Below are 25,923 nucleotides of genomic sequence, written 5' to 3'. Positions count from 1 at the left end.
TCGAAGGATGAGCCATGGATCGCTGGCTGCGTTGGGTGCCCGGACTCCAGGTCCTGCGGCGATACGAAGCCGCGTGGCTGCCGAACGATATCGTCGCCGGCCTGGTGCTGACCACGATGCTGGTCCCCGTGGGCATCGCCTATGCGGTCGCGTCCGGTCTGCCCGGCATCAACGGCCTGTACGCCACCATCGTTCCCCTCCTGGCGTACGCGGTGTTCGGACCCAGCCGCATCCTGGTGCTCGGCCCCGATTCGGCGCTCGCGGCCGTGATCCTTTCGGTGGTGTTGCCGCTGTCCGCAGGCGATCCCAACCGCGCGGTCGCGCTTGCCGGAATGATGGCCATCGTGTCGGGTGCGGTGTGCATCCTGATCGGCCTGATGCGCTTGGGCTTCGTCACCGATCTGTTGTCGAAGCCGATTCGCTACGGCTACATGAACGGCATCGCGCTCACGGTGCTGATCAGCCAGTTGCCGAAATTCTTCGGCTTCTCGATCGAAGGCCAGGGGCCGCTGCGCGATGTGCTGCAGATCGGGCGCGAGATCCTTGCGGGCCACGCCAACTGGGTCGCCACTGCGGTCGGCGCCGGCACGCTCGCGACGATCCTGTTGCTCAAGCCTTACAAGCGCATTCCCGGGTTGCTGGTGGCGGTCGTCGCCGCAACGCTCGCGGTCGGACTGCTCGGGCTGGGCGAGCGATTCGGCGTCAAGGTGCTCGGGTCGCTTCCGCAGGGGCTGCCGTCCTTCGCGCTGCCGATCATCTCGGTCGCGGACATGGCGCAAGTCGTCATCGGCGGATGCGCCGTTGCCATGGTCGCGTTCGCGGACACCAGCGTGCTTTCGCGCATCTTCGCTGCGAAGAACAAGACGCACGTGGATCCCAACCAGGAAATGATCGGCCTGGGCGCGGCCAATCTCGCGGCGGGGTTGTTCCAGGGCTTCGCGATCAGCAGCAGTTCTTCGCGCACGCCGGTGGCCGAGGCCGCGGGCTCGAAGACGCAACTCACCGGCGTGGTCGGTGCAGTCGCCGTTGCGTTGCTGCTCGTGTTCGCACCCAATCTGTTGTCGAACCTGCCCAACAGCGCGTTGGCCGCCGTCGTGATCGCCGCGGCGATCGGGTTGTTCGAGTTCAAGGACCTGCGCCGCATCTTCCGCATCCAGCGCTGGGAGTTCTGGCTGTCCATCGTTTGCTTCGCCGGTGTCGCGTTGTTCGGCGCGATTCCCGGCATCGGGCTTGCGATCCTCATCGCCGTCATCGAGTTCCTGTGGGACGGCTGGCGCCCGCATTTCGCCGTGCTCGGGCGCGTGGACGGGATTCGCGGCTTCCACGACATCACGCGCTATCCGGACGCGCGGCGCGTTCCGGGCCTGGTGCTGTTCCGCTGGGATGCGCCGTTGTTCTTCGCCAACGCCGAGCTCTTCCGCCAGCGCGTGCTCGACGCCGTGGCCGCGTCGCCGACGCCGGTGCGGCGGATCATCGTGGCCGCCGAACCGGTCACCAGCATCGACGTGACCTCGGCGGACATGCTCACCGAGCTTGTGCAGTCGCTGCGCCAGTCGGACATCGAATTTCGATTCGCCGAACTGAAGGACCCGGTCAAGGACAAGTTGAAGCGCTTCGAACTGTTCGAACGCTTCGGTGCCGAGAAATTCCATCCGACCGTGGGCGCGGCGGTCGACGACTATCTCGAGACCTACGAGGTGGACTGGCGGCCCTGAGGGGCGGGGGCCGTCTCGCAAGCTTCACGCCGGACCCACGGAACCGACTCGACACTCGCCTGCACGATGCGCGCCGGAGAGGACGATGCAACGCACCCTGATCGTGATTGCGGCCTGTGTGTTCGCCTGGGGAACCGCGGCGAGTGCGGCCACGCAGACGTCGGCGGCCTACACCGGCGCCCATGCGACGTTCGACCAGATCGACGGCAACAGCGCCGGTCGGATCAGCTTCGAGGAATACCGCAACTTCGGCGTGGGTGTCTTCCACGGCCTGGACGCGAACCACGACGGCATCGTCGACGCCAAGGAGCACGCATCGGCGACGACCGATGTCGACATCGTCGCCTTCAACGCGGCCCTGCGCAGTTGGTTCGATTCGGCCGACACCAACAAGGACGGTTATCTCGATTGGGACGAATGGTCCGCCGCGCCGGTCGGGCCGGCGCGCTCCGCCGCGGGAGAGACGAAATGAAGGCGCATTGGATCGCAGGATCGGTCTTGTTGCTTGTCGCCGCGAGCGCGCCGCTCGGCACGGTGCATGCGCAGTATCAACCGGCGCAGCCGGGCGTCGTGGAATGCAGTTCTTCCAACGGGCGCATTCAACGCTGCCCCGTGGATGCACGCGGCGGTGTCGTGCTGCAAACGCAGTACAGTCGTTCCGGTTGTTACCAGAACGAAACCTGGGGCTTTGATGCCACCGGGGTCTGGGTCAGCAACGGATGTCGCGCGTCGTTCCTGGTCGGGCAACCGCCGCAGAATCATTCGTCCGGAAAGAACACCGCGGCCGCCGTTGCGGCGGTCGCGCTGATCGCCGCCGCCGTGCTCGCGGCGAACAAGGACAAGGACGATCACAACAGCGGCCCGGTGCCCAACGATCGCGACGCCGCGCGCGAATACAACGGCGGCTGCGATGCCGCCCGCGCGGGCGCGCAACTCCCGTCGTATGCAAGTCCGTCGTACCGCAACGGTTACATGGCCTGCCTGCGGCGCTGACGGGCGATGCTGCTCGAACTCCTCGTCGCCTCGATCATGGTGTTCGCGACGGTGCTCGTGCACGCGTACGGGCTGATCTTGCTGGCGCGCGTGCTGCGCCTGGAAGTCCGCATGAACCGCAACCATTTGCGGCACGTACCGATCGCGGCCGTGCGCTCCTCGCTGGTGCTCGTGTTCGGACTGATGCTCCTCCACGGGCTGGAAATCTGGCTGTACGCGCTGGTGTTCCTCGACATCGGCGCGGTGGCGGACCTGCGGACCGCCGTCTACTTCTCGACGATCAGCTTCGCGGCCATCGGCTACAGCGATGCGGCGATCGAACCGCGGTGGGCGCTGGTCGCGGCGATCGAAGGCATCAACGGTCTCGTCCTGTTGGGTTGGTCGACGGCGTATTTCGTGACCGTGATGAGTCGGCTGCGGCCCTGATCGCGCTCAATCCCTGCCGGCCCGTGCGCGGAGATGCGATACGCGATGTCGTAGTCGTCGACGAAATCGCCGATCAGCATGGGCGGAGGCGCTTGCTCGCGCGCTTCGCGATGGACGCAGCCGCCGAGTCCGGACAACGCGACGGCAAGCAATCCAATCAGACGCCGCGACATGGCGCCATCCGCATGTTGCCGTCGGGGGAGACCAACACCGTTCCCGCGCTTTCCAGTTGAATCAACAGTTCGCCGTGTTCCGTGATCCAGGAGGTCCTGGGCGCACCCGGCAGGATGCGCCAGGGGGTTGCGCGCATCGTGCCGTCGGGGGCGCGTGCGATTTCGTGGATGGCGCCGTGCGCAAGCCCCTCCAACATCACGATGCGCTTGCCGAGCACATGCAGGTCCTTGACGTTGACTTCGGCGAGCTGTCGTCGCGTGCCGCCGTCGCCGACAAACACCAGCTCGCCACCGAACTCGCCGCGATCGCTCCCTGCAAGCCAACCGTCGTTGACTCGCATGGCAACCTGCGGAACGACATCCGGCGCCGTCTTCAACCAGCGCGCGCGCTTGGCCGCGATATCCGCGTAGTACGCGGCAAGCTCCGGCCTCATGGACGGCGGCGGATCGTCATCGCTCGTCAGCCTTGCGGGGTAGGCGAGCTTCGTGATCGACGCCTTGTCCTTCTTGATCGAGAGCTTGCGATAGCGCAGGTCCGCCGCGGGCGCATCGACAGGCGAGGAGCAGTTGGCGACGCCTTCGCCCAGGTTCCAGACGGCGATGAAGCGCAGCTGGAAGTCGTCGTCCTCCTGCTTGCCGACGAACGTCGTTCCATTTCGCAAGCTGGCAGCAGCGCTTGCAGCGGTTTCGCGAACGGGCGGATACCAATGTGCGCGTGCCGTGCGTTCGAGCGGCGAGATCGCGCGCGGATCGCGCAGGCGGCCGAGCGATTCCGCCGCGGCCCACGCGACGCGCGCATCGACAGGATCGTCGAGCAGCGCGATCAGCGCATCCACCGAGGGGGCGTAACCGATGAAGCCCAACGTGAGTGTCGCGCCAAGCCGGATTTCCGATTCGGGATTCGAAAGCAGCGCGACGACCGCGGGGCCGGCATCGCGCGAGGCGGGTCCCACTTCGGCAAGGTCGCGCAACTGGAAGATGTCGGGCGCTTGGTTGCCGAATCGTTCCGCGAAGATCGCGCCCGAACGGCGCGAGTGCATCGCGATGAGCGCGTCATCGATCTGCGCGGACGTGGACGGACGCCGCGCGCGCAACGCGATCAGCGCCGCTTCGGTGCTCGCTGCATCGGCGCCGAGCCCGCCCAGCACCGAAAGCGCACCCGCGACCTTCGCCTCGGACGCCGCCGGATCCTGCGCGATCGCGAGCAGGCCGGGCGCCGCGGCCGCGCGCTCGGGTCCCATGTCGGCAAGCACGGTTCTCAGGCTGAAGAGGACGTCCCTGCTGCAACCACGATCGCATCGCGCCGCTTCGACGATGAAGGGGATCACGCGCGGCCCGGCCCGTGCGAGAAGGAACCCTTCGCGGTTGTGGGGCGCGCCCTCCGATACCAGGAAATGCGCGACGCGTTCCCGCGCCTCTTCATCGCTCGTGGCGATGCGCGGGACATCGGGTCCGCAACGCTTGTCACACTCGTGCTGTTTCAGTGCAAAAGCGACGCCGCCGCCAACCAACACGACGCCCAACACCACCAAGAGTTTGACTCGACGACGCACGGCATCCCCCGACAACGCCTTTCGGCTCCCCTTCCCGAAGTCTAGCGTGGGCTCCGCAGCGGCATCCGCATCAAAGGAAGCGGTGCATCACGTAAACGTCGACCAGCCCGTCGCGCTCATGCTCGAACGCTTGCGGGATGCGGCCGACGATCGAGAACCCGAGCGTTTCGTACAGCGCGATCGCGGAGGCGTTGTTGGCGACGACGTAATTGAATTGGATGGCCGTGAAGCCGCGTTCCTTCGCTTGTTCGAGGCTGTGCTCGACCATCGCCCTGCCGACGCCCCGGCCTCGCGCGTGCGCGGCCACGATGTAGGTGGCACTGGCCACGTGCGACCCGCGATCGGGGTAGTTCTCCCCCAGCTTGTAGACGCCGACGATGTCGCCGCCGGGGTCGATCGCCACCCAGGCCTGATGCGATCCGAACCAGTGGGCCTCGCACATCGCCGCCGGCATGTCCCTGAATGGCAGCGTCGCATCTTCCAGCGCGGCTGCGCGCACGATCGCGTAAATCGATCCGGCGTCGGCGGTTGTCGCGGCGCGAATCGACACCATTTCAGAGTCCTTGCCCACAGGTTCATGCCTCATCCGCAAGAGGCCCATTCTGCCCGGAGACCACGATGACGAACTACCGCAAAACGCCCGAGGCCATCGCCAAGCTGACGCCGGAGCAATACCGGGTCACGCAGGAAGGCGCCACCGAACGTCCCGGCACCGGCGAGCTGCTGAAGAACGAGCGGCCTGGCATCTATGTCGACATCGTGTCGGGCGAGCCGCTGTTCGCTTCCTCGGCCAAGTACGAATCGGGCTGCGGCTGGCCGAGTTTCACCAAGCCGATCGCGCCCGCCACCATCAACGAGGTGCGCGACACCTCGTACGGGATGACGCGCACGGAAGTGCGTTCGGCCAACGGCGACAGCCATCTCGGCCACGTCTTCGACGATGGCCCGCAAGACCAGGGCGGCCTGCGCTACTGCATCAACTCGGCAGCGTTGCGCTTCATTCCCCGCGAGGAGATGGAGGCGGCCGGATATGGCGCGTGGATCGACCAGGTGGAGGACCTGCGCTGAATTCGTGAGGTCGCGCCGGCGCGAATTCCGCAGAGTTACCGATGCGCGGGCAGTAAATCTTCGGTAGCGGCGGCTCGGTGATTGCGGGACAGTCCGACACTCGTGCAGGCGGCTATACGGAGGCTCCCGGAAATGAAGCGCAACAGTTTGTGCAAATTGTTGGTGATGAGTTCGCTGGTGCTTGCCGGCACCGGCGTCGCGAATGCCCAGACCGCCAACAACGGTCTCCTCGAACGCGAGGACGGCGTGTATCTGCGGTGCGCCATGTGCGGCACCATCGACAGCATTACCCAGAACGTCGGTAACCAGAGCGGCGGTAGCGCCGGCGCGACCATCGCGGGCTCGGTGGTGGGCGGGCTGGTCGGTAATCGTGTCGGCGGCGGAAGAGGGCGCAGGGCCGCCACCGTGGCCGGCGTGGCCGCCGGCGGCGCGATCGGCAACTCGGCGTCCAGCAACAATCAACCCAGCCGGTCGACGGTGCGCGTCAACCTGGGGCGCGGCAGTTTCATCAATGTCAGCGTGGACGATGCCAGCGACCTGCGCGTCGGCGACATGGTGGAAGTCGACTCCAACGGCAACGTGACCCGTCTGCGCTGAGGGCGGCCGGTCGCACGGATCATTGCGGCCTCGCCACGCCGTCGTCGAGGCCCGCAATGCCGCGATCGCACGTTCGGTTCCAACTGTCGGTGCGTGCGTCGGTCGCGGCGGCGCTCGCGTTCTGGATCGCCGAACTGTTGGGCGCCGACTACGCCATCTACGCGCTGATCGGCGCCGTCATCGTCACGGATCTGAATCCCGCGACGAGCCGGCGCCTGGCGATCCAACGCATGGCCGGAACGATCATCGGCGCGGTCGTCGGCGCGTTGCTGCTCAACCTGTTGCCGAACGGGCCGATCGCACTCGGCCTTGCGATCTTCGTTTCGATGTTGACCGCGCATGCGCTGCGCTTCGAATCGCCGGCAGCGCGCGTTGCCGGTTACGTTGCGGCGATCGTGATGTTCGACCACCACGACGACCCCTGGCGTTATGCCTTCGATCGCGCGTGGGAAACGCTGGTGGGCATCGGCTCAGCGCTCCTGGTCGGGCTGGTTCCGTTGTGGATGCGCGACAAAGAGCGCTGAAGCATCGCGTCGGTCACGACGTCACGACGTTGACCGCGACATCGACATTCCCGTGTACCGCCTTCGAATACGGGCAGGTCTCATGCCCGATCTGCGCGATCTTTTCCGCGACGTCCTGCGGCACGCCGGGCATGCGGATGTCGAACTTGGCCTGCAGCACCCATGCGGCGCCGGACTGGGCCACGTCGACCTGGATGTCCACCGACAGATCGTCGGGAAGCTTGACCTTCTTCTTGCTCGCCGCGATGCCGAGCGCGGTGATGTAGCACGCCGACCAGGCGCCGGCGAAGAGTTGCTCCGCCAACGGATGCGGCTCGACGTCGGCGATCACGCGCCCGGGCGCGTTCGGCGAGGACAGGTTGAGGTCCACGTTGCCGTGTTCGCCGCCCTTGACGACGGTGTGGGTCTTGCCGGTGAAGAGGATCTTCGGGCTCTCTTTCATGTTCGCGTTCATTGCGTCACTCCGATGGTTCCCCATGCCTCGATCATGCGCCCGCGCAGTGGCCCGTGAACGGTCGGTTGCAGTCCGTCGATCTGCATCGCACGACGCCGCGCGCTTCACCCGCGCATAACCTCGCGGGGCGCTTATTTGCGCGGCTTCGCCACCGGGCCATCGACATGCGTGCTGACCGTGCAACCCTTCTCCTGATGTGCTGCGCGATGTTGGCCGCCTGTGCGACGACGCCATCGCCACGATTCGAACAAGCCGATGCGACACAGGAAGTGACGCGTCCCGAGCGTCTCCTCGTCTACGACTTCGTCGGCACGCGCGACGCGCTTCCGCCGGATACGCAGATCACCACGTATGTCGATGCGAGCGCGCCGGCGCAGACCGCGCAGGACGTCGCGCTCGGCCAACAACTCGGGCAACAGGTGGCGCAGCAACTCGTCGCGCGGCTGCGTGCCGCGGGCATCGACGCTTATCCCGTGGGCTCCGGGCCGGTGCCGAAAGTGGGCGATGTCGTGGTGCGCGGCGAATTCGTCTCGGTCGATGCGGGCAGTCGATCGATGCGGATGCTGGTGGGATTCGGCGCGGGCCGCGCGCAATTGAGCACGCTGGTGGAAACCTTCCAGATCACGCCGACCGGACCGCGCGCGCTCGCGTCCGCGCAAGCCGACACGCAGGGCGGTCGACTGCCTGGCGTGTTGTTGCCCTTGGGACTCGGCGGCATGGGCACCAGTGCCGCGTTGTCGGGTGCCTCGAATGTCATGCAGGAGCGCGGACCCGAATCGATCCGCGCCGCTGCACAACGCACCGCCGATGGCATCGCCGATTCGATCATCGGCATCTACCGCGAGCGTGGTTGGAAATAGCGGGCTCACCCGTTGGGGAGTCACCCGCTGGGGGATCACCCGCAAGGGTTAGCCTGCGTCGGCTTCCGGCGGCGCCGCGCTCTGTTCGATGTACTCGGCCTCGCGCAATTCGCGCTTGGCTTCGCGCAACGCGCTGCCGTCGATCGGACGGATGCTCTCGATGCGGCACGACGGACCGACGCTGCTTCCCATAGCGCTGCCCATCGCGGAACCCGGCACCACGCGATCCAGGCGCGCGGTCACCTGGCCCATCGAGTTGGTGACCTGGATGCGGCCCGCCGGGCCGAGGCCATTGCAGCGACTGCGCAATTCCAGCAGGAAGCCGCGATTCGCGCTTTGCCACACGGCCACGGCCTGGTCGCCCAGCGGCGTCCAGTTCGTGGTGCCCATCGTACGGTCGAGCCGGAAGCTGTTCACGGGTGCGCCTGCGTGCTCGCGATACAGCGCGAGCCGATCCTCCGTCGACAGCGTGGGCCCGTGGGAGCAGGCGCACAAACCGCCCGCCAACGTGAGGACGAACAGAACTCGTTTCATTTCCGCTCCATGGCAACGTCGACACTCGACCGCCGCTGCATACGCCGACGCAGGTAAAGCGGCAGTCAAGCCGCGCACCCGTCGGGATAACGCCGCCTTTACGCCCGCTCGACAAGCTTGCGCACTTCGACGCCAAGTGGAGCCGGGTCATGTATCGAACTGCGCTGTGGATCGCGATCGGCGTCGTGCTCGCGCTCGTCGCCGTGTATCGGGTGCCTTCGTGGCCGACGGCGCGATCGACCGGCACGCTCGCCAACTGCCCGATGATCACCGCGACGGTATCGCCGCGCGATGCGCGCCGCGAACTCGAGCGTTTGCGCCGCGCACCACCGGGCAACGTGACGCCGGATGCGCGTTGCACGCTCGAGCTCGAACAGGTCGCGAGCGGCGAACGCCTCCGCGATGCGCGCAGCACCTGGATCCGCACGACCGCCATCTGGCTGGTGATCGGCATCGGCGTATTGGTCGCGCTGTACTTCAGTCGGCTTTGGCGGCGCTTCTTCCGCAGATGAGCCTCAGAACTTGATGTTCGTGCGGAAGCCCGCGAACACATCGTTGGCGTAGCCGCGCGGCGCGGGATCGATGAACTGCACGTTCGCCGTCAGCAGGAAGTGCGCGCTGAAGGCGAAGGTGTAGAACAGTTCCAGACCGTGTTCGTCGCTGAGCGGGAAGACCGGTTCGGTGCCGCGCTTGAGCGTCGAACTGGGTGCGAAGCGGTAGTAGCCGATGCCGAAGCGATCGTCGGGCCGCGAGGGTGCGAATGTCGGATTGCCCGCGACGCCGAGCGCCATCGACCAGCGCCCGAGCGTCGGATTGCCGTCCCACAGGCTCGCGTATCCGAACACGCCCCAGCCGCGCATCGGTTGCGCGGGGTCTTGCCGAATGAATTGCTGGAACGCGTAACGCGCTTGCCAACCACCCTGGCGCTGGCTGGGTGTCGCGCCGCCGGTGCCCGGCGGGAAGATCAATTCGGGCACCGAGCGCAGATCCAGACTGTGCGCAGTGGTGCCGCCGAGCGTGAAGCTGTGGAAGCCCATGCGGCCGCGCCACGGCCTGCGCACGGTGACGGTGGCGAAGCCGGAGACGCCGTTCTGGAAGGCATCGTGCAGATCAGTGCGATTGGTGGCGTCCTGCGCATCCCACAAGCCGATGGCGACCTGCGTGCGCGCAGTGGGGACGACCAGCAAACCGCCGAGCACCATGGGCGGTGTGTTGAACGAAATGGGCGCCGCCAACATCAGCGCCTGGAATCCTTCGCGACCGCCGCCGCCGAGGATGGGCGTCGCCGCCGCGCGCGTCACCATGTTGATCTTGCCGAGCGTGAGCGTCGCATTGTCGATGCGCTGGCTCACGCTGAGCGCCATGTCGAAGTCGGCCTTGTTGTTGATCGGGAAGGCCGCGGCCGTGTTGACGGGCAATACAGCGCCGTTGCCGGAGTTGTTCGGGTTGCGGCCGTAGGTGTATTCGGGCTGGAGATCGATGGTGAAACCTTCCCAGCCGCGGATGCGGATGTAGGCGTCGACCTTGCCGGAGAACCACGCATCCGTGTCGCCATCGCCCGCGAGTTGGCCCGTGCCGAAGTTGGTGAGGTCCACGCGCGCGGTGAACCTCGGTTCGTCGTCCTCCGCGGCCGCAGCGGATGCCGTCGCGAGCAAGAGCGAGAGTGCCGAAGCGAATCGAAGCATGCGCAGTCCTCCCTATCGTCCAGGCGGAATCGGCAACCCCTCGCGGATGCGCTGCGAGAAATCGGGCGCGTCACCGGCTGCCTGCGCCTTCTCGTTGATGTGGGACTGCGCGCGGAGCGTCGCGAAAGGAATGGAGGTGTCGAGGAAACCGGTTCGATACAGATAGCGGTCGCTGTATCCGTTCAACACGTGGCGATAGTCCAGCGGTCCCGTGCGACCGGCGCGGTTGGCGTAGCGCACGATGTTGATCGTGCAGCTGTTGCTCAGCAGATGATAGAACTCGGGCTTGTCCGCGAGTTCGTTGATGCGCTCGGCATATACGAGGAACAGGCGCCGCGCGGCTTCCGGCGACGTGTTCGTGCGATACAGGAACACATCCTCGTGGCGATGGTTCGTGCGCACGCCGACGATGTCCCGCTCGGCGCCGACCACGTAAATCAATTCGAAGCGCCGGAACATCGAGGCGATCGGATCGAAGCCTTCGCCGACTTCGGGGCGCGTTTCGATCGAGACGGCGATCGGATCGCCATTGTCGAAGTTGAAGCTGACGAACGTGTGCGCGACCGGGCCCGGCCACCAATACGAGACGAAGAAGTCCAGGGACGTCAGGTCGGACAAGCGCACTTCGCGTTCTTCGTAGCGGACATCGAAGTCGTCGGTGCTGCGATAGGTGAAGTTGCGATATCCGCTGATGCGCACGCGGTCACCGTCGATCTGCACGCGCGGCATGACGGCGACTTCCGGTGGCCACTCGCGGTCGTGCGAGGGATGGATGAGCCATCGGCTGCCGATCGCCGCAACGACCAGCGCAATGGCGATCCACGCAGGCCAGCGCCAACGCGCCTTCCACAACGCCCATCCCGAGAACAGCAGGAACGCCGTCGCGACGATCCACTGCAGCGACGCGACGCCCACCGGCGCATAGCCGATGCCGAGGAAGGCCCAGAGCACGCACCCTGCGAGCAACAGATGAGTCATCCAACGCAACGGTGCGAAGCGTGACGACAAGCGCTTGGCGTTGGGACGTTCCATGTCGGGCGGAGCATATCCTCATCGCTCGTTAACGGCATTTCGCTCTCAATTACACCCTTGCTTCACACGGACAAGGACGCGCGCATGTCGTACCAGCGAATCCTCTCGATGATCCTGGTGTCCCTGGCGTTGGTGGCCTGCGACGCGAAACAGCAGGGCACAACGCCCGCCGCGACCTACACACCGCCTGCAGCGACGACGTCTGCAGCAGCGCCCGGTGTCGCGAATGCCGCCCCCGTACCGACGACACTGTTCCGCAACGTCCACATCTTCAGCGGTCAGGGCTCGAGTTTGTCGGAGGCGAGCAACGTGCTCGTGCGCGGCAACCGCATCGAGAAGATCTCCACCGCCGACATCCAACCGGAAACGGGCACCACGGTGATCGATGGGGCAGGGCGCACGCTGATGCCGGGCCTGATCGACATGCATTGGCATTCGATGTTCGCCACGGCCACGCTCGCCGACCTGACCGCGGACAACGGTTACATCAACATCATCGCGGCGGCGGAATCGACCAGGACGCTGATGCGCGGCTTCACCACCATCCGCGACGTGGGCGGTTCGTCGTTCGCGCTCAAGCGTGCCGTCGACGAAGGCCAGCTTCCCGGTCCGCGCATCTATCCTTCGGGCGCGATGATCTCCGTGACCAGCGGCCACGGCGATTTCCGCCATGGCATCGACTTGCCGCGCGTGATCGGCGGTCCGTTGACGCAACAGGAGCGAACGGGCGAGGCGATGATCGCCGACAGCCCCGACGAAGTGCGCATGCGCGTGCGCGAACAACTCATGCAGGGCGCCTCGCAGATCAAACTGACGGCCGGCGGTGGTGTGTCATCGCCGAACAGCCCGCTCGACGCGATCACCTTCACCCCGGAGGAACTGCGCGCCGCCGTGCAGGCCGCCTCCAACTGGGGCACGTACGTCACGGTGCATGCGTACACGTCCGAAGCGATTCGCCAGGCGATCGATGCAGGCGTGAAATGCATCGAGCACGGCAGCCTGATGGACGACAAGACCGCGCAACTCATCAAGACCAAAGGCATCTGGCTGAGCATGCAACCCTTCCCGCCGGAACTGGGCAACGCGTTCCCGAAGGGTTCCAACGAATGGAACAAGGCGCAGGAAGTCTTCGCCGGCAACGACCACGCCTATGAGCTGGCGAAGAAGTACGGCCTCAAGGTGGCGTGGGGTACCGACGTGCTGTTCTCGCGTGCGCTGGCCACAAGGCAGGGTGCGATCCTGGCGAGCCTGACGAAGTGGTATTCGCCCGCCGAGACGCTGACGATGGCGACCAGCACGAACGCCGAACTCCTCCAACTCTCCGGCAAGCGCAATCCCTATCCCGGCGTGTTGGGGCGCGTGGAAGAAGGCGCGCTGGCCGACTTGTTGTTGGTCGATGGCAATCCGATCGAGAACATCCAGCTCGTCGCCGACCCGGAGCACAAGTTCCTGGTGATCATGAAGGACGGCAAGCTCTACAAGAACACCGTGGCGGCGGCGCGCTAGTCCGCGGGAATTTCACCCGGTCGGTAAGCCGGCAATCGCGAGGCGGGCAGCATGGTGAGCAACGCCAGGCCCGCCATGATGCAGAAGCCGATCTTCAGCGCGAGCAATCGCGATTCGGTGTTGATGCGCAGCGCTTCGGCCTTCTGCTCCGGCGATGCGCTCGTCCGCGCGATGACGTCTTTCAGGTGATCGTTGCTGACGAAGGTGATGTTGTCGAGATTGACCTCGGACTGGATTTCGATGGGGAGCGTCGGGTTCTGCGTGAGCTGGCGCAGCACCGCCGAACTCAACAAACCGACCAGCAACGCACCCGCGACCGCCGTGCCGACTGCAGCGGCGAGATTGTTGGTCGTGCCGCGCAACGAGCCGACATCGCCGGCGAGTTCCTTCGGCGAGGACGTCACCAACACGTTGAACAACAAGGTCACGAGTGAACCCTGCCCGATGCCGAACAACACCAGGCCGAACAACACCGGAACCGAACTCCAGTCGTTGTGCACGACGAAGGCCAGCCACAACAACGCCGTGGCACACAACCCGAAGCCGAGGACACCGATCCTTCGCGGCGTGAGCCGGTCGTAGAAGCGCACGATGAACATCGCCGCGAAGAATACGGTGAGGTTGAACGGCAGCATCGCGACCGCGGTCGCCAGCGCCGAGCGCCCCTGCACGATCTGGATGTACAGCGGCACGGAGAAGTTGAGCATGGCCTCGAGCGCAACGACCGAGAACATCGCGTAGACGGCCGCGCGCTCCTGCGGCGACTCCAGCACCGACAAGGGCAGCAGCGGCGTGCGACCAGTGGCTTCGCGACGCCGCGTCCACAGGAAGAACGCCTGGCCGAGCACGATGCCCACCAGGATCATCGCCGGCGCGGGCGACAGTCCGACGATGTTGAACGGCGCGGACGGCCGCGCGAGCGCGATGCCCCAGCCGTTGAGATTGTTGAAGCCGAAGCTGATCAGGATGATCGCCGTCGCGGCAAGCAACACGCCGATGCCGTCGATCTGCACGTCGGGGCGTCCGTGGTCGGGCTTGAGCTTGAAGCTCAGCACGAACACCAGCGCCGACACGACGATGAGAATGCCGAACACCGGGCGCCAACCGATGTAAGTGCCGAGGATGCCGCCGATCAGGAACGCAAGCACGCCCGCACCCGCGCGCGCCGAACCCAATGCACCCAAGGCCTTCGCCTGTTGCGTGCCCGTGTAGTTTTCCGCGATCAACGCGACGAGCGACGGCACGATGACTGCCCCCGCGGCGCCGCAGATCGCTTGCGCGGTGATCATCGCGGTCGCGTTGGGGCTCATCGTCATGAGCACCTGCGCCGATCCGAACACGATCACCGCCAGGCGGAACACGCGCAGTGCACCGAAGCGTTGCACGAGCTTGGCGCCCAACATCACGAAGCCCGCGACGATCATCGAGTACGCGACGATGCCGGTGGCCACCACCGTCGGCGCGACGCCGAAACTTTCGACCATGCCGCGCATCGCGACCGGCAGCGAGGCGACGTTGAACGACATGATGGATTGCCCGAACGCGATGGCGATCATCGGGATCCACGAGTTCTTCGTTTCAGCCATGGCCATGCTCCCGGCGATGTCAGGGGTGGGGCGAGGAAACCAGCAGGTCGAGCCCGAGGCGTTGCGACAGGAACTGCGCCGCGAGTTGCCCGCGCACGCTGTTGCCTGCTTCATCCAGTGGCGGCGCGAAGGTGCCCAGTCCACCCTTGCCGGGCGATACGGTGACGATGCCGCCGCCGATGCCGCTCTTTCCCGGCAACCCAATCTCGTACAGCCAATCGCCGGAGGTTTCGTAAAGCCCCGCGGTCACCATGACGGCGAGTGCCGGGTGGCAGACCTCGGGTTTGACGACCTGTTCGCGCGTGACCGGATTGAAGCCGCCATGCGCGAGCGTCGCGCCCATCACCGCGAGGTCCCTTGCGCTGACGTCGAGCGAACACTGTCGTGTGTACAGCTCCGTCGCCATGGTCGGATCGCAATACAGGCGCCCCATGCTTTCGAGCATCCAGGCGATGCTGCGATTGCGGAAGTTGGTTTTCGACGCCGATTCGTACACCTCTTCGTTAACGGACAGCGTGCGTCCGGCGAAGCGCGAAAGACCTTCGTGGAGGAAGCGCCACTTGTCCGCTTCGGTGTCGCCCGGTGCCAGGCTCGTCGTCGCGATCGCGCCGGCATTGACCATCGGGTTCGTGCGCCCGTCGGTCGTGCGTTCGATGCCGGCCAGGGAGTTGAAAGCATGGCCTGTCGCATTCGCGCCCAAGCGCTCGCGTGCGCCCGTCGCGCCGATCAGATCGCAGACCAACGCGAACACGAAGGGCTTGGAGACGCTCATGATCGTGAAGGTGTGTTCGGCATCGCCGGCGGAGAACACACGCCCATCGACGGACACGACGCAAATGCCGAACAGTTCGCTCGGCACGCGCGCCAGCGCCGGATAGACCTGCGAGTTCTCCCCGAGCGTGACAGTACCGAAGCGCGCATGCGCTTCGGTGACCAGGCGAGTGACGAGATCGACGGGCGGCAAGGTCCCGGTCGAAACGAACGCGGCGTCACTCTCTACAGGCGCGTGTGTCGGATCCATGCAGCGCGACGCACCGAAGCGAAGTTCGCGCCATTGTGGGAGACCGCGAATTCGCGAATGTAATCGGCTCGTGAAGTCGGCGGCCGACACTCATCCATTCGGTGGAGCGCGTCAGAAGGACCGGATGTCGTGGGGCTTGTAGCGGAACCCGGCATCGATGAGCGTTTGATCGACGATCGCGGCGACCTGGTAACCGCTGCGTTCGATGGCGGCGCTCGCATCGTCGACCGTCATCCGCCCGGCGATGCTCACCAGGGAGGCGTCGAAGTTGATGCGGGCGCCGAGGTCGACCTGGAGGATCGCGTCGATGATGCTGCGGACGCCGTCTTCGGGCAGGTCCTGGATGCGCAGTTTCATCGTGCTTCCACCCATGCGGTCAGTGTTTCTGTTTCGGTTTCGGTGTCGCGCCACCAGGTCGTGGTCCCCGCGGGTGACGTCAGGTCCAGGCGTTCGCCCATGCGCGGCGTGGTCAACGCGATGCCGCGCGCACTGCTCAACGCAAGCACGCGCTCGAAGGGGTCCTGCCAGCCGTGCATCGCGAGGTCGAAGGTGCCGTTGTGGATCGGCATCAACCAACGCGCGCGCAAGTCTTCGTGCGCCTGCACCGTCTGTTCCGGCTGCATGTGCACGTAGGGCCACTGCGGGTCGTAGGCGCCGGTTTCGATCATCGCCACGTCGAAGGGGCCGAAGCGACGCCCGATTTCCTTGAAGCCGTCGAAGTACCCCGTGTCGCCGCTGAAGAACACGCGCAGCGCATCGTCCTTCGCACCGTCGACGATCACCCACGACGCCCACAACGTCTTGTTGCCGTCGAACAATCCGCGTCCGGAAAAGTGTTGCGCGGGCGTGGCGGTGAATTGCACGCCGTCGATGGTCGTGCCTTGCCACCAATCGAATTGATGGACCTTCGATGCATCGACGCCCCAGGCGATCAATCGATCACCGACGCCGAGCGGCGTGAGGAACACATCGGTGGTCTTCGCAAGTTGGAGGATCGTGGTGCGATCCAGATGGTCGTAGTGATCGTGCGAGAGAAGTACGCCGCGCAACGGCGGCAAGTCTTCCAGTGCGATGGGCGGTGCGTGGAAACGTTTCGGCCCCATCCACTGCACCGGCGATGCGCGTTCGGCAAAGACCGGATCGGTGATCCAGTAATCGCCGCGCAGCTTGATCAACATCGTCGAGTGGCCGAGGCGGAACAGGCTGCGGTCCGGTGCGGCTTCGAGGTCGGCGCGCGTCAGGGTTTCCACCGGCAGCGGGGCCTTCGGCACCGTCGTCTTCGGCTTGTTGAGCAAGACGTTCCAGATGATCCCCAGGGTCTTGGCCAGGCCTTCGGCGGGCTTGGGCGCGGGGTTGCGGAAGCGGCCGTCGGCGGCCTGGGGCGAGGCGAGGCGGGCAGGGGCGGGAAGCGAGGGGGCGTGCGTGTTCATGAACAGGTCCGCAAGAAGTACACGACTCAGTGTAGTTTCCAATTCCGAAAAGTAAACCCCCCGGTGTAAACTTTCGGCCATGTCGAGCCTGACCACCCCCTCCCGCCTGACCGACCGCAAGCGCGCCGCGATCGTCGACGCCGCCGTGGCCGAGTTCCGTCAATCGGGGTTCGCGGCGACCAGCATGGACAAGATCGCCGCGAGCGCAGGCGTGTCCAAGCGCACCGTCTACAACCACTTCCCGAGCAAGGAAGCGTTGTTCGCGCAGATCCTCGAACAAATGTGGGAACGCAGCATCGAAGGGCTCGACCTGGTGTATCGCAAGGATCGTCCGCTGCGCGATCAGCTGCTCGAATTGCTGCAGCAGAAGCTGGAACTGCTGCGCGACGAGAACTATTCGGAACTTGCGCGCGTCGCGATCGCCGCCGGTCTCCATGCGCCCGAACTTGCGCGGGAACTCGTCACGCGCATGGGCAATCGCGAAGAAGGCCTCACGACGTGGATTCGCGCCGCGGCCGCTGACGGACGTTTGAAAACCGACGATCCCTTGTTCGCCGCGATGCAGATGCATGCGCTGGTGAAAGGCTTCGCGTTCTGGCCGCAGATCGCGCTGGGGCAACCGCTGCTGACGCTCGTGCAGCAGAAGAAGGCCGCGGAATCGGCGGTCGACATGTTCCTCGCGTACTACGCATAGCCTACGGGCCCGCCTACCGGGCCATCGCTCCGTCAAGCTCTGCTGGCATCGGACCACCGAACCAAATCCCGAGCTACCGGTATCCACCACGTCTCCCACTGTGGGCCGGTCGCGTCGAGCCGGCGAAGGAACGGGCCATGCATGCGAAGCAAACATCGAACGGGCGGGTGCGGCTTGTTGCGTGGTCCGCGATCGCCCCCGGCCTGCTGTTTTCGGCAACGACGTTCGCCGCGAACCACGTCGTCACCGCGAACTCCAACATGACCTTTACGCCGAGCACGCTCACCATCGTGGCTGGCGATACGGTCACGTTCCGCAACGGTGGCGGCCTCCACAACGTGCGGTCCGATCCGGGGGCGATCCCGGCGTTCCGCTGCGCCAACGGATGCGACAACACGGGCGGCAACGGCGCGCTGAGTACCGCGGCCTGGTCGGCGACCGTGTTCTTCCCGACGGCCGGCACGGTGCGTTACTTCTGCGAGCGGCACGGCAGCGCCGGTGGCGTCGGCATGGCCGGTCGCATCACCGTCACCGCGCCCATCGCGAAGCAGAGCAATTTCAACGGCGACAATCGCTCCGACATCCTGTGGCGCAACACCAGCACCGGCGCGAACGTGATCTGGCGTTCGGCGATTTCGACGACGCCGACGGCAGTCACCACCTTGTCCACGCCGTGGCGCGCGGTGGGTTTGGGCGATTACAACGGCGACCGTCGCTCGGACATCCTGTGGCGCAACAGTACGACCGGCGTGAACGTGATCTGGCGCTCGGGCAACTCGACCACCACCACGCCCGTCAGCAGCATGATCAGCCTGTCGTGGACCGTGGCCGGCTCGGGCGATTACAACGGCGACAATCGTTCGGACATCCTGTGGCGCAACACGACCACCGGTGCGAACGTGATCTGGCGTTCGGGCAGTTCGGCGATGACCCAGGCGGTGTCGACGCTCGCGACCGCGTGGCGCGTCGTGGGGTCGGGCGATTACAACGGCGATGGCCGCTCCGACATCCTGTGGCGCAACACCAGCACCGGTGCGAACGTGATCTGGCGTTCCGGCAATTCCGCGACATCGCAAGCCGTGACCACGATGGCGAGCCAGGCGTGGACCGTCGTCGGGTCGGGCGATTACAACGCCGATGGCCGCTCCGACATCCTGTGGCGCAACATCACCACGGGCGCGAACGTGATCTGGCGTTCGGGCAGTTCGGCCGCCGTGCAGGCGGTGACGTCGGTATCGACCGTGTGGCGCGCCGTGAGCTCGGGCGACTTCAACGGTGATTTGCGCGCCGACATCCTGTGGCGCAACTCCACCACGGGCGGCAACGTGATCTGGCGTTCGGCGATCTCCACGACGCAGACGGCGGTGACGGTGCAGGCGAGCCAGGCGTGGACGGTCGTCGGCTTTACGGAATAGAGTCGATGCGACACGTCACCAGGAGAACTGCGTCATGCGCCCACTGATGAGGTTCGCCGCGCTCGGCGTGATCGGCATCGTCGCGTTCGTGGCGCCTTCGCTGGCCGCGTTGAAGGTCGACACTAAGGCGCCGGACTTCAGCGCGCCGGCCTATCTCGCGGGCAAGCCCTTCACGTTCAAGTTGTCCGATGCGCTGAAGAAGGGCCCGGTGGTCGTGTACTTCTTCCCCGCGGCGCACACGCCGGGCTGCAACATGGAAGCGCATCTGTTCTCCGAGGCGATCGACGAGTTCAAGGCGGCGCACGCGACCGTGATCGGCGTGACGGCCGGCAACACCAGCGAACTCGCCGATTTCTCGAAGGAAACCGAACATTGCGGCGGCAAGTTCGCGGTCGCCGCCGATGACGGCGCGAAGATCGCGAAGCAGTACGACGCGATCCTGGCGCAGAAGCCCGAGTGGTCGAACCGGACGTCGTATGTCATCGCGCCGTCGGGTTCGATCGCGCATGTGTACTCGGATCTCAACCCCAGCAAGCACGTCAGGGAAACGCTCGATGCGGTGAAGGCGCTCGAGGCACATCATGCCGCGCACTAGCCGCGAAATGTTGAACGCAGGGACGCAAGGTGACCTTCGTGAGCGGGCTTCACGCGGACCGACGGCGCTGCCTCCCGTGGGCGCCGAACAATTCGTGACCAGTACTTAAAATGACCCGTTCAGGGGATACGTAGTTTTACTGGCCGCTATCTGCGTTTGTTCTGATGCGCGACCCCAAAACGGGTTGCACGATTCGCACTGTCCCCGCCGCCGGTGTCGGCGCGCGGCCGCGTAATCTGCATCGGAGGCCGTGATGAAAGATCCTGCCAACGCATCCCATCACCTCGCCAACGTCTACGCGGGCGCGATCTTCCGCGAAGACCAATGGCGTCGGCTCAATGCATACGCGCGCGGGTGGGCGGAGATGCCCGATTCCGCCGAGTTGCGTGCGAAGTGCCGCACATTGAGCGGCGACATCGCGCGCATGGAGCATTGCTGGGCGTATCCCGGACCGCGTTTGATCGAAGCGATCCGCGAGTCGCTCGAAGCCGGAGATGCCGCGACGTTCGCGCGACTTGTGCGCAAGGTCTCCGACGCACTGCTGTCGTCGGACTTCCGTCGCGAAGAATCCGCGTGGGAAGCCGGTGCCGAGACCGAAGGCCGCGTGCTGGATTTCGCGCCGCCCTCGCTCGACGGCGGACCGGTGCAGCGCCCGTATTTCGAAGTGTTGATCGTGACACCGAGCGAACCCGCGCAATGGCAGCGCGCGAAGGACGAAATGCGCCGCCTGCGCCGCCCGGACGATGCGTTCGATTACGCGGTGGTGCACGTCGGCAGTTTCGAAGACGCCGTGCTCGCCGTGATGCTCAACACCGACATCCAGGCGGTCGTGCTGTACGACGGCTTCGGCTATGCCACGCGCCACGACATTCCCGACCTGCACGAATACCTCGTCCGCACGATTCCGCCGAAGGCCGACACCTTCGAGCCCGGCGCGCTCTCCACGCGACTGGCGAAGACGATCGCGTCGTTCCGGCCGGAGATCGACATCTACCTGTTGTCCGATCGCGCGCCCGAACGCCTCGCGGCGAGCGACGAGATGGCATCGATCCGTCGCGTCTTCCACCACGTCGAAGAACCGATGGAGCTGCACCTGTCGATCCTCGACGGCGTCAAGGACCGTTTCGAAACGCCGTATTTCGACAACCTGAAGAAATACGCCACGCGCCCGATCGGCACCTTCCACGCGCTGCCCATCGCGCGCGGCAAGTCGGTGTTCAATTCGAACTGGATCCGCGACATGGGCCAGTTCTACGGCACCAACATCCTGTTCGCCGAATCCTCCGCCACCACGGGCGGGCTGGACTCGCTGCTCGAGCCCACCGGCAACATCAAGAAGATGAACGAGGCGACCGCGCGCGCGTTCGGCGCCAAGCGCGCTTACCTCGGAACCAACGGCACGTCCACGTCGAACAAGATCGTCGTGCAGGCGATCTGCAAACCGGGCGACATCGTCATCGTCGACCGCAACTGCCACAAATCGCATCACTACGGGTTCGTGCTCACGGGCGCGCAGCCGTATTACGTCGAAGCCTTCCCGCTGGTGCAGTACTCGATGTACGGCGCGGTGCCGCTGCGCACGATCAAGAAAGCGCTGTTGGACTGCAAGGCCGAAGGCACGCTCGCACGCGTGAAGGTGATCGACCTGACCAACTGCACGTTCGACGGCCACATGTACAACCCGCGGCGCGTGATGGAAGAGTGCCTGGGCATCAAGCCCGACCTGGTGTTCTTGTGGGACGAAGCGTGGTTCGGTTTCGCGCGCTTCAGCCCGCTGCATCGCAAGCGCACCGCGATGGGCGCGGCCGCGGCACTCGCCGAGCGCTATGGAAGTGCGGAATATCGCGAGGAATACAAAGCGTGGAAGGAGAAGACCGCAAACCTCGATGATGCGGCACTGCTCGACACGCGCCTGATGCCGGATCCCGACAAGGTCCGCATCCGCGCCTACCAGACCAACTCGACGCACAAGTCGATGTCGGCCTTCCGCCAGGGTTCGATGATGCTGGTGTGGGACGACGACTTCCACCAGGTCGAAGGTCCGTTCGAAGAAGCCTTCTTCGCGCACACCTCCACCTCGCCCAACCTGCAGCTGATCGCTTCGCTCGATCTTGCGCGACGCCAGATGGAACTGGAGGGCTACGCGCTGACGCTGCGCATGACCGAGATCGCGCTGCGCCTGCGCAACACGATCAACAACCATCCACTGATCTCGAAGTATTTCCGCATCGCGACGCCCGGCGAGATGATCCCGGCGGAGTTCCGCGAATCGGGCATCGAAGACTACGGGCCGCCGAACGGCTCGTGGGTCGACCTGATCGCCTCTTGGGACAACGACGAATTCGCGCTCGACCCCACGCGCATCACGCTGCTGTGCGGCTCGGCCGGATTCGACGGCACGCAGTTCAAGGGCATGCTTTCGGATCGGTTCGACATCCAGGTCAACAAGACCTCGCGCAACAGCGTGCTGGTGCAGACCAACATCAACAACACGCACAGCGATGCGGCGCTGTTGGTCAAAGCGTTGGCCGACCTCTCGCGCGACATCGAAGCGAAGCAGAAGAACGACACGACCAGCGGGCGCGAGCAGTTCGCCGCGCGCGTCAAGTCGCTCGTGACCGACGTGCCGGACCTGCCCAACTTCAGCCGATTCCACGACGGCTTCCGCGACAACGCCAAGGCGCGCAGCAACGAAGGCCACATGCGGCCGGCGTTCTTCATGGCCTACGACGAAGACAACTGCGAGTTCGTGCGCCTGGCCAGCGAAGAAGTCGACAAGCGCCTGAAGGACGGGCCGGAGATGGTGTCGGCGAACTTCGTGATTCCGTATCCGCCCGGCTTCCCGATCATGGTGCCGGGGCAGGTGATCACCGCCGATACCGTCACGTACATGCGCAAGCTCGACGTGAAAGAGATCCATGGCTACCACGCCGCGCAAGGCTTGAAACTGATCAAGCCTTCCGTGTTGGAGAACCGCAACGCCACCTCCACCCGTTGACAGGGAGTACCACCATGCAAGGGTTCTTCCAATTCCTCGCGGACAATCCGTACATCCTCTTGTTCTTCACCGTCGGGATGGCGGTGTGGGTCGGCAAGTTCTCGGTCAAGGGTTACGGGCTCGGCATGGTGGCGGCGGCGGTCGTCGTCGGCGCTGCGTTGGCGACGTGGGCATCGACGTACGGCGTGAAGTTGCAACTCGACAACTTCGCCAAGTCGCTTTTCTATTACCTCTTCATGTACGGCGTGGGCCTGCGCGTGGGCCCGGCGTTCTTCAACAGCCTCAAGAAGGACGGCATCACCTTCACGATCCTGGCGGTGATCTGCTCGTGCCTCGGCTTGTTGCTGGTGGTGCTGACGGTCAAGTGGTTCGCGCTGCCGCCCGGTTCGGCCGGTGGCATCCTCGCCGGCTCGCAGACCATGTCGGCGGCGATCGGCACCGCGGAAATGGCAGTGGAGCAGGGCGCGTACAAACTGCCGGCGGGTTCGACCGCCGAACAGGTGTCGGGCATGATCGCGCTCGGTTACGGCGTGACCTACATCTGGGGCACGGTCGGCATCATCCTGATCTGCAAATACCTGCCGCGTTGGTGGGGCGTTGATGCCAAGAAGGCCGCGAAGGAATACGAAGCGGCCAATGGCGTGCGCAATGTCGATGACGCCGGCATCACCGGCTATCGCACCGGCGGGCTGCGTGCTTATCGGCTCGAGAATTCCGCGACGGATGGACAGAGCATTGCGCAGTTGCGCACGGCGTATCCGCAATATCGGATCGCGAACGTGGTGCGCGACGGCGCGTCGCTCGGTGCGGGCGCAGACCTCGTGTTGCGCAAGGGCGATATCATCGCATTGGGTGGCCGGCTCGAAGACCTGACGTCGAACCTCGGCCTGCTGGGCCCGGAAGTCCCCGACGCGGGCGTGCTCAACATCCCGCTCGACCAGGCCGAAGTGCTCGTGGTCAACAAGGAATTCGAAGGGCGTCCGCTCAAGTCCTTCGCGCCCGAAGAGTTCGCGGGACAAGTCGGGATCAGCCGCATCGAGCGAAGCGGCGAACCGCTTCCGCTGGGCGCGGAAACCGCGCTCAAGCGTTTCGACGTGCTGTACCTCACCGGCTTGCGCAGCGCGGTGCAGAAGATCGGCGACATGGTGGGCAAGATCGCGCGTCCGAGTACGTCGACGGATCTGTTGACACTTTCGGCGGGCATGGTGATCGGGCTGCTCATCGGCAAGATCACCGTACCGGTCGGCGATTTCTCGGTGGGCCTGGGCAACGCCGGCGGCTTGCTGCTGTCCGGCATCCTCGTGTCCTCGGTCGTGTCGCGCCTGCGCTTCTTCGGCAGCACGCCGAACGCGGCGCGCAACATCCTCGAAGACCTGGGCCTGGTGACGTTCATCGCGATCGTGGGCATCAACGCCGGTGCGACGCTGCTCGAACAGCTGACCGGTGCGATCGCAGTGAAGATCTTCCTCGCCGGCTTCATCGCGAGCACGATCCCGCCCTTCGTGACGTGGGCGATCGGCTATCACTTCTTCAAGATCAATCCCGCGGTGTTGATGGGCGGCGTGGCGGGCTCGCGCTCGCACTCCGGGCCTGCACGCGAAGCGTCGAAGGAGATCGACAGCACGGTGCCGTGGGTCGGCTTCCCGGTCGGTTATGCGGTGTCCGGCGTGCTCTACACCGTGTTCGGCTACTTCGCCATGGTGTTTTCGCAATGAGCGCGTGCGTCGCCCCGCGACGCATCTGGCTCGCGGTGCTCGCCGCAGGCGTCGGCGCGTGCATGGCCGCGCCTGCGATGGCGCAGACCACCGCGCCGCCGCCGGAAGAGGAGGAGGAAGGAGACTCCACCGAGCAGGGCCACACGCAGATGGACGGCAGCTTCGGCGTGCTCACCCACGACGAATGGGTGCGCGAGACGCGGCGCAAGGCGTTCGAAGACACCGACTGGAAATTCCAGGCGCGCAGCTACTACCTGGGCCGCGAGAAGTACGACGACACCGAAAGCGAAGCGTGGGCGCTTGGCGGCTCGGCGGGATTCAAGACCGGCTACTTCCGCGAGCGCTTCGCCTTCGGCGCAACCGCCTACGGTTCCGCGCCGCTGTACGCACCCGACGAAAAAGACGGCACGCTGTTGCTCAAGCCCGGCCAGGAAGGCTACGCGGTGCTGGGCGAGGCCTATGTCGAAACGCTGCTCGGCGAAGAGGCGAAGCTGACGATCGGCGCACAGGGGCTCGACACGCCCTACATCAACAAGAACGACTCGCGCATGACGCCCAACACGTTCCTCGCCGCGGTCTTCAGTGGCCTTCACGGAGACGGAAAACAAACCGGGCAATGGCGTTGGGGCGCGGGCTACGTCGACAAAATCAAGGAACGCAACAGCGATGAGTTCGTGTCGATGTCAGACGACGCAGGCGCGGACATCAAGCGCGGCGTGTACGCCGCCGGCCTGAACTACACCAAGGGCGAGCTCTCGATCGGCGCGATCAATTACTGGAGCAGCAATGTCATCAACATCTTCTACACCGAGGCCAAGTACGGCATCCCGATCGGTGGGAACGCGAAGCTGAAGTTCGCGGCGCAGTACTCCGACCAGCAGAGCGTTGGCGACAACCGTCTGACCGGTAGCGACTTCGAAGCGCACCAGTGGGGCGTGAAAGCCGAACTCGGCGCGGGCGGCGTGCTGCTCACGGCGGCGTACACCGACGCCGGCGGCGACCGCGACATGACCACGCCGTGGAGCGGCTATCCGGGCTACACCAGCGTGCAGGTGGAAGACTTCAATCGCGCGGGCGAGACTGCGTGGCTCGTGCGCGCGGCCTACACCTTCCCGAAGCACACCGGCCTGAGTGCGTACGCGTTGTATGTCGCCGGATCGGATCCGGATGCGGCCTCGGGTTATGGCCGCGGCGAGACGGACTTCAACGTGCAGTGGTCGCCCCCTGAGGGCATGCTCAAGGGGCTGATGGTGCGCGTGCGCTACGCGGTGGTGAATCAGGACGATCCTGGCGATACCGACCTGACCGACTTGCGCGTGATGGTGTTCTACGACCTGCCGTTCTGAGCG

General features: G+C 65.3%; 26 protein-coding genes. 16 read left to right on the top strand and 10 right to left on the bottom strand.

Translation table 11 applies throughout. The annotated features are described in order from the left end of the window. Positions 1-14 precede the first annotated feature (14 nt). The 4 genes from GN331_RS16280 (at position 15) to GN331_RS16265 (ending at position 3,134) form a co-directional block, all read left to right on the top strand. Entirely contained in the window at positions 15-1,715 is a 1,701-nt protein-coding gene (locus GN331_RS16280; protein ID WP_156643345.1) for a SulP family inorganic anion transporter, read from the top strand. Positions 1,716-1,800: 85 nt separating this feature from the next. Next, positions 1,801-2,187: an EF-hand domain-containing protein gene (locus GN331_RS16275; protein ID WP_156643344.1), complete on the top strand. Its 387-nt coding sequence runs from the start codon at positions 1,801-1,803 to the stop codon at positions 2,185-2,187. Beyond that, positions 2,184-2,708, top strand: coding sequence for a DUF3011 domain-containing protein (locus tag GN331_RS16270; protein ID WP_197427200.1), 525 nt, complete (start codon positions 2,184-2,186; stop codon positions 2,706-2,708). Before GN331_RS16275 ends, GN331_RS16270 begins: the two co-directional genes overlap by 4 nt. Before the next feature lie 6 nt (positions 2,709-2,714). Beyond that, the gene (locus tag GN331_RS16265; RefSeq protein ID WP_156643342.1) at positions 2,715-3,134 is read left to right on the top strand and encodes an ion channel; all 420 of its coding nucleotides are present in this window, start codon (positions 2,715-2,717) and stop codon (positions 3,132-3,134) included. 157 nt (positions 3,135-3,291) lie between these two features. Here GN331_RS16265 and GN331_RS16260 read toward each other — a convergent pair whose 3' ends face one another. Both GN331_RS16260 and GN331_RS16255 read right to left on the bottom strand, forming a co-directional pair. After that, complete coding sequence (locus GN331_RS16260) at positions 3,292-4,560, bottom strand: HEAT repeat domain-containing protein (protein WP_156643341.1); 1,269 nt, start codon at positions 4,558-4,560, stop codon at positions 3,292-3,294. A 370-nt stretch (positions 4,561-4,930) separates the two neighbouring features. Beyond that, positions 4,931-5,461: a GNAT family N-acetyltransferase gene (locus GN331_RS16255; protein WP_231734552.1), complete on the bottom strand. Its 531-nt coding sequence runs from the start codon at positions 5,459-5,461 to the stop codon at positions 4,931-4,933. A 17-nt stretch (positions 5,462-5,478) separates the two neighbouring features. Here GN331_RS16255 and msrB point away from each other — a divergent pair, with 17 nt between their 5' ends. The 3 genes from msrB to GN331_RS16240 all read left to right on the top strand — a co-directional run bounded on the left by msrB (position 5,479) and on the right by GN331_RS16240 (position 7,049). Then, positions 5,479-5,928: a peptide-methionine (R)-S-oxide reductase MsrB gene (gene msrB, locus GN331_RS16250; protein ID WP_156643340.1), complete on the top strand. Its 450-nt coding sequence runs from the start codon at positions 5,479-5,481 to the stop codon at positions 5,926-5,928. 132 nt (positions 5,929-6,060) lie between these two features. Next, on the top strand, positions 6,061-6,525 hold the full coding sequence (locus GN331_RS16245) for a glycine zipper 2TM domain-containing protein (protein WP_156643339.1): 465 nt from the start codon (positions 6,061-6,063) through the stop codon (positions 6,523-6,525). Between the two features lie 56 nt (positions 6,526-6,581). Next, positions 6,582-7,049 (top strand): FUSC family protein, encoded by a 468-nt coding sequence (locus GN331_RS16240; RefSeq protein ID WP_156643338.1) that lies wholly within the window; start codon positions 6,582-6,584, stop codon positions 7,047-7,049. Positions 7,050-7,062: 13 nt separating this feature from the next. Here GN331_RS16240 and GN331_RS16235 read toward each other — a convergent pair whose 3' ends face one another. Next, on the bottom strand, positions 7,063-7,503 hold the full coding sequence (locus GN331_RS16235; protein ID WP_197427199.1) for an Ohr family peroxiredoxin: 441 nt from the start codon (positions 7,501-7,503) through the stop codon (positions 7,063-7,065). Positions 7,504-7,667: 164 nt separating this feature from the next. On the opposite strand from GN331_RS16235, the gene GN331_RS16230 reads away from it, so the two are divergent. After that, positions 7,668-8,363 carry a DUF4410 domain-containing protein gene (locus GN331_RS16230; RefSeq protein WP_156643337.1) on the top strand — a complete coding sequence of 232 codons (696 nt, stop codon included), beginning with the start codon at positions 7,668-7,670 and terminating at the stop codon, positions 8,361-8,363. A 48-nt stretch (positions 8,364-8,411) separates the two neighbouring features. Here the strand turns inward: GN331_RS16230 and GN331_RS16225 are convergent, their stop codons facing one another. Then, on the bottom strand, positions 8,412-8,897 hold the full coding sequence (locus GN331_RS16225; protein WP_156643336.1) for a DUF6491 family protein: 486 nt from the start codon (positions 8,895-8,897) through the stop codon (positions 8,412-8,414). Positions 8,898-9,046: 149 nt separating this feature from the next. On the opposite strand from GN331_RS16225, the gene GN331_RS16220 reads away from it, so the two are divergent. Continuing rightward, a complete protein-coding gene (locus GN331_RS16220; RefSeq protein WP_156643335.1) occupies positions 9,047-9,409 on the top strand; it encodes a hypothetical protein in 363 nt (120 codons plus the stop codon). Positions 9,410-9,412: 3 nt separating this feature from the next. Here GN331_RS16220 and GN331_RS16215 read toward each other — a convergent pair whose 3' ends face one another. Both GN331_RS16215 and GN331_RS16210 read right to left on the bottom strand, forming a co-directional pair. Beyond that, complete coding sequence (locus GN331_RS16215) at positions 9,413-10,582, bottom strand: carbohydrate porin (RefSeq protein ID WP_156643334.1); 1,170 nt, start codon at positions 10,580-10,582, stop codon at positions 9,413-9,415. Between the two features lie 12 nt (positions 10,583-10,594). Further along, entirely contained in the window at positions 10,595-11,614 is a 1,020-nt protein-coding gene (locus tag GN331_RS16210; RefSeq protein ID WP_156643333.1) for a DUF4105 domain-containing protein, read from the bottom strand. A gap of 84 nt (positions 11,615-11,698) precedes the next feature. On the opposite strand from GN331_RS16210, the gene GN331_RS16205 reads away from it, so the two are divergent. Next, a complete protein-coding gene (locus tag GN331_RS16205; protein WP_156643332.1) occupies positions 11,699-13,120 on the top strand; it encodes a metal-dependent hydrolase family protein in 1,422 nt (473 codons plus the stop codon). On the opposite strand, the gene GN331_RS16200 is transcribed toward GN331_RS16205, so the two are convergent. The 4 genes from GN331_RS16200 to GN331_RS16185 all read right to left on the bottom strand — a co-directional run bounded on the left by GN331_RS16200 (position 13,117) and on the right by GN331_RS16185 (position 17,157). Next, positions 13,117-14,706: an MFS transporter gene (locus GN331_RS16200; protein ID WP_197427198.1), complete on the bottom strand. Its 1,590-nt coding sequence runs from the start codon at positions 14,704-14,706 to the stop codon at positions 13,117-13,119. The two genes, GN331_RS16205 and GN331_RS16200, sit on opposite strands and share 4 nt — an antisense overlap. Positions 14,707-14,725: 19 nt before the next feature. Next, complete coding sequence (glsA, locus tag GN331_RS16195) at positions 14,726-15,727, bottom strand: glutaminase A (RefSeq protein ID WP_156643331.1); 1,002 nt, start codon at positions 15,725-15,727, stop codon at positions 14,726-14,728. Positions 15,728-15,838: 111 nt separating this feature from the next. After that, positions 15,839-16,084 carry a hypothetical protein gene (locus GN331_RS16190; RefSeq protein ID WP_156643330.1) on the bottom strand — a complete coding sequence of 82 codons (246 nt, stop codon included), beginning with the start codon at positions 16,082-16,084 and terminating at the stop codon, positions 15,839-15,841. Further along, entirely contained in the window at positions 16,081-17,157 is a 1,077-nt protein-coding gene (locus GN331_RS16185; protein ID WP_156643329.1) for an MBL fold metallo-hydrolase, read from the bottom strand. Before GN331_RS16185 ends, GN331_RS16190 begins: the two co-directional genes overlap by 4 nt. A gap of 79 nt (positions 17,158-17,236) precedes the next feature. Here GN331_RS16185 and GN331_RS16180 point away from each other — a divergent pair, with 79 nt between their 5' ends. The 6 genes from GN331_RS16180 to GN331_RS16155 all read left to right on the top strand — a co-directional run bounded on the left by GN331_RS16180 (position 17,237) and on the right by GN331_RS16155 (position 25,920). Then, entirely contained in the window at positions 17,237-17,851 is a 615-nt protein-coding gene (locus tag GN331_RS16180) for a TetR/AcrR family transcriptional regulator (RefSeq protein ID WP_156643328.1), read from the top strand. A 137-nt stretch (positions 17,852-17,988) separates the two neighbouring features. Further along, complete coding sequence (locus tag GN331_RS16175) at positions 17,989-19,266, top strand: FG-GAP-like repeat-containing protein (protein WP_156643327.1); 1,278 nt, start codon at positions 17,989-17,991, stop codon at positions 19,264-19,266. 34 nt (positions 19,267-19,300) lie between these two features. Beyond that, positions 19,301-19,861, top strand: a complete 561-nt coding sequence (locus GN331_RS16170) for a peroxiredoxin (protein WP_156643326.1) — start codon at positions 19,301-19,303, stop codon at positions 19,859-19,861. Between the two features lie 253 nt (positions 19,862-20,114). Beyond that, positions 20,115-22,859 (top strand): Orn/Lys/Arg family decarboxylase, encoded by a 2,745-nt coding sequence (locus GN331_RS16165; RefSeq protein ID WP_156643325.1) that lies wholly within the window; start codon positions 20,115-20,117, stop codon positions 22,857-22,859. Positions 22,860-22,873: 14 nt separating this feature from the next. Further along, positions 22,874-24,574 carry an aspartate:alanine exchanger family transporter gene (locus tag GN331_RS16160; RefSeq protein WP_156643324.1) on the top strand — a complete coding sequence of 567 codons (1,701 nt, stop codon included), beginning with the start codon at positions 22,874-22,876 and terminating at the stop codon, positions 24,572-24,574. Continuing rightward, the gene (locus GN331_RS16155; protein WP_156643323.1) at positions 24,571-25,920 is read left to right on the top strand and encodes an OprD family outer membrane porin; all 1,350 of its coding nucleotides are present in this window, start codon (positions 24,571-24,573) and stop codon (positions 25,918-25,920) included. The genes GN331_RS16160 and GN331_RS16155 overlap by 4 nt, the downstream gene beginning before the upstream one ends. The last annotated feature ends 3 nt before the right edge of the window (positions 25,921-25,923 follow it).

Source organism: Noviluteimonas gilva (assembly GCF_009740395.1).
Lineage (GTDB): Bacteria > Pseudomonadota > Gammaproteobacteria > Xanthomonadales > Xanthomonadaceae > Noviluteimonas > Noviluteimonas gilva.
The sequence above is the reverse complement of the archived record's forward strand: the minus strand, read 5'-3'. Positions and strand labels throughout refer to the sequence as shown.

Coding starts and splice junctions, on each gene's coding strand:
- GN331_RS16180 (WP_156643328.1), top strand. CDS start 17,237: ATGTCGAGCCTGACCACCCCCTCCCGCCTGACCGACCGCAAGCGCGCC.
- GN331_RS16190 (WP_156643330.1), bottom strand. CDS start 16,084: ATGAAACTGCGCATCCAGGACCTGCCCGAAGACGGCGTCCGCAGCATC.
- GN331_RS16265 (WP_156643342.1), top strand. CDS start 2,715: ATGCTGCTCGAACTCCTCGTCGCCTCGATCATGGTGTTCGCGACGGTG.
- GN331_RS16165 (WP_156643325.1), top strand. CDS start 20,115: ATGAAAGATCCTGCCAACGCATCCCATCACCTCGCCAACGTCTACGCG.
- GN331_RS16170 (WP_156643326.1), top strand. CDS start 19,301: ATGCGCCCACTGATGAGGTTCGCCGCGCTCGGCGTGATCGGCATCGTC.
- GN331_RS16220 (WP_156643335.1), top strand. CDS start 9,047: ATGTATCGAACTGCGCTGTGGATCGCGATCGGCGTCGTGCTCGCGCTC.
- GN331_RS16215 (WP_156643334.1), bottom strand. CDS start 10,582: ATGCTTCGATTCGCTTCGGCACTCTCGCTCTTGCTCGCGACGGCATCC.
- GN331_RS16275 (WP_156643344.1), top strand. CDS start 1,801: ATGCAACGCACCCTGATCGTGATTGCGGCCTGTGTGTTCGCCTGGGGA.
- msrB (WP_156643340.1), top strand. CDS start 5,479: ATGACGAACTACCGCAAAACGCCCGAGGCCATCGCCAAGCTGACGCCG.
- GN331_RS16245 (WP_156643339.1), top strand. CDS start 6,061: ATGAAGCGCAACAGTTTGTGCAAATTGTTGGTGATGAGTTCGCTGGTG.
- GN331_RS16240 (WP_156643338.1), top strand. CDS start 6,582: ATGCCGCGATCGCACGTTCGGTTCCAACTGTCGGTGCGTGCGTCGGTC.
- GN331_RS16175 (WP_156643327.1), top strand. CDS start 17,989: ATGCATGCGAAGCAAACATCGAACGGGCGGGTGCGGCTTGTTGCGTGG.
- glsA (WP_156643331.1), bottom strand. CDS start 15,727: ATGGATCCGACACACGCGCCTGTAGAGAGTGACGCCGCGTTCGTTTCG.
- GN331_RS16280 (WP_156643345.1), top strand. CDS start 15: ATGGATCGCTGGCTGCGTTGGGTGCCCGGACTCCAGGTCCTGCGGCGA.
- GN331_RS16270 (WP_197427200.1), top strand. CDS start 2,184: ATGAAGGCGCATTGGATCGCAGGATCGGTCTTGTTGCTTGTCGCCGCG.
- GN331_RS16255 (WP_231734552.1), bottom strand. CDS start 5,461: ATGGGCCTCTTGCGGATGAGGCATGAACCTGTGGGCAAGGACTCTGAA.
- GN331_RS16210 (WP_156643333.1), bottom strand. CDS start 11,614: ATGGAACGTCCCAACGCCAAGCGCTTGTCGTCACGCTTCGCACCGTTG.
- GN331_RS16160 (WP_156643324.1), top strand. CDS start 22,874: ATGCAAGGGTTCTTCCAATTCCTCGCGGACAATCCGTACATCCTCTTG.
- GN331_RS16185 (WP_156643329.1), bottom strand. CDS start 17,157: ATGAACACGCACGCCCCCTCGCTTCCCGCCCCTGCCCGCCTCGCCTCG.
- GN331_RS16200 (WP_197427198.1), bottom strand. CDS start 14,706: ATGGCTGAAACGAAGAACTCGTGGATCCCGATGATCGCCATCGCGTTC.
- GN331_RS16225 (WP_156643336.1), bottom strand. CDS start 8,897: ATGAAACGAGTTCTGTTCGTCCTCACGTTGGCGGGCGGTTTGTGCGCC.
- GN331_RS16205 (WP_156643332.1), top strand. CDS start 11,699: ATGTCGTACCAGCGAATCCTCTCGATGATCCTGGTGTCCCTGGCGTTG.
- GN331_RS16155 (WP_156643323.1), top strand. CDS start 24,571: ATGAGCGCGTGCGTCGCCCCGCGACGCATCTGGCTCGCGGTGCTCGCC.
- GN331_RS16235 (WP_197427199.1), bottom strand. CDS start 7,503: ATGAACGCGAACATGAAAGAGAGCCCGAAGATCCTCTTCACCGGCAAG.
- GN331_RS16230 (WP_156643337.1), top strand. CDS start 7,668: ATGCGTGCTGACCGTGCAACCCTTCTCCTGATGTGCTGCGCGATGTTG.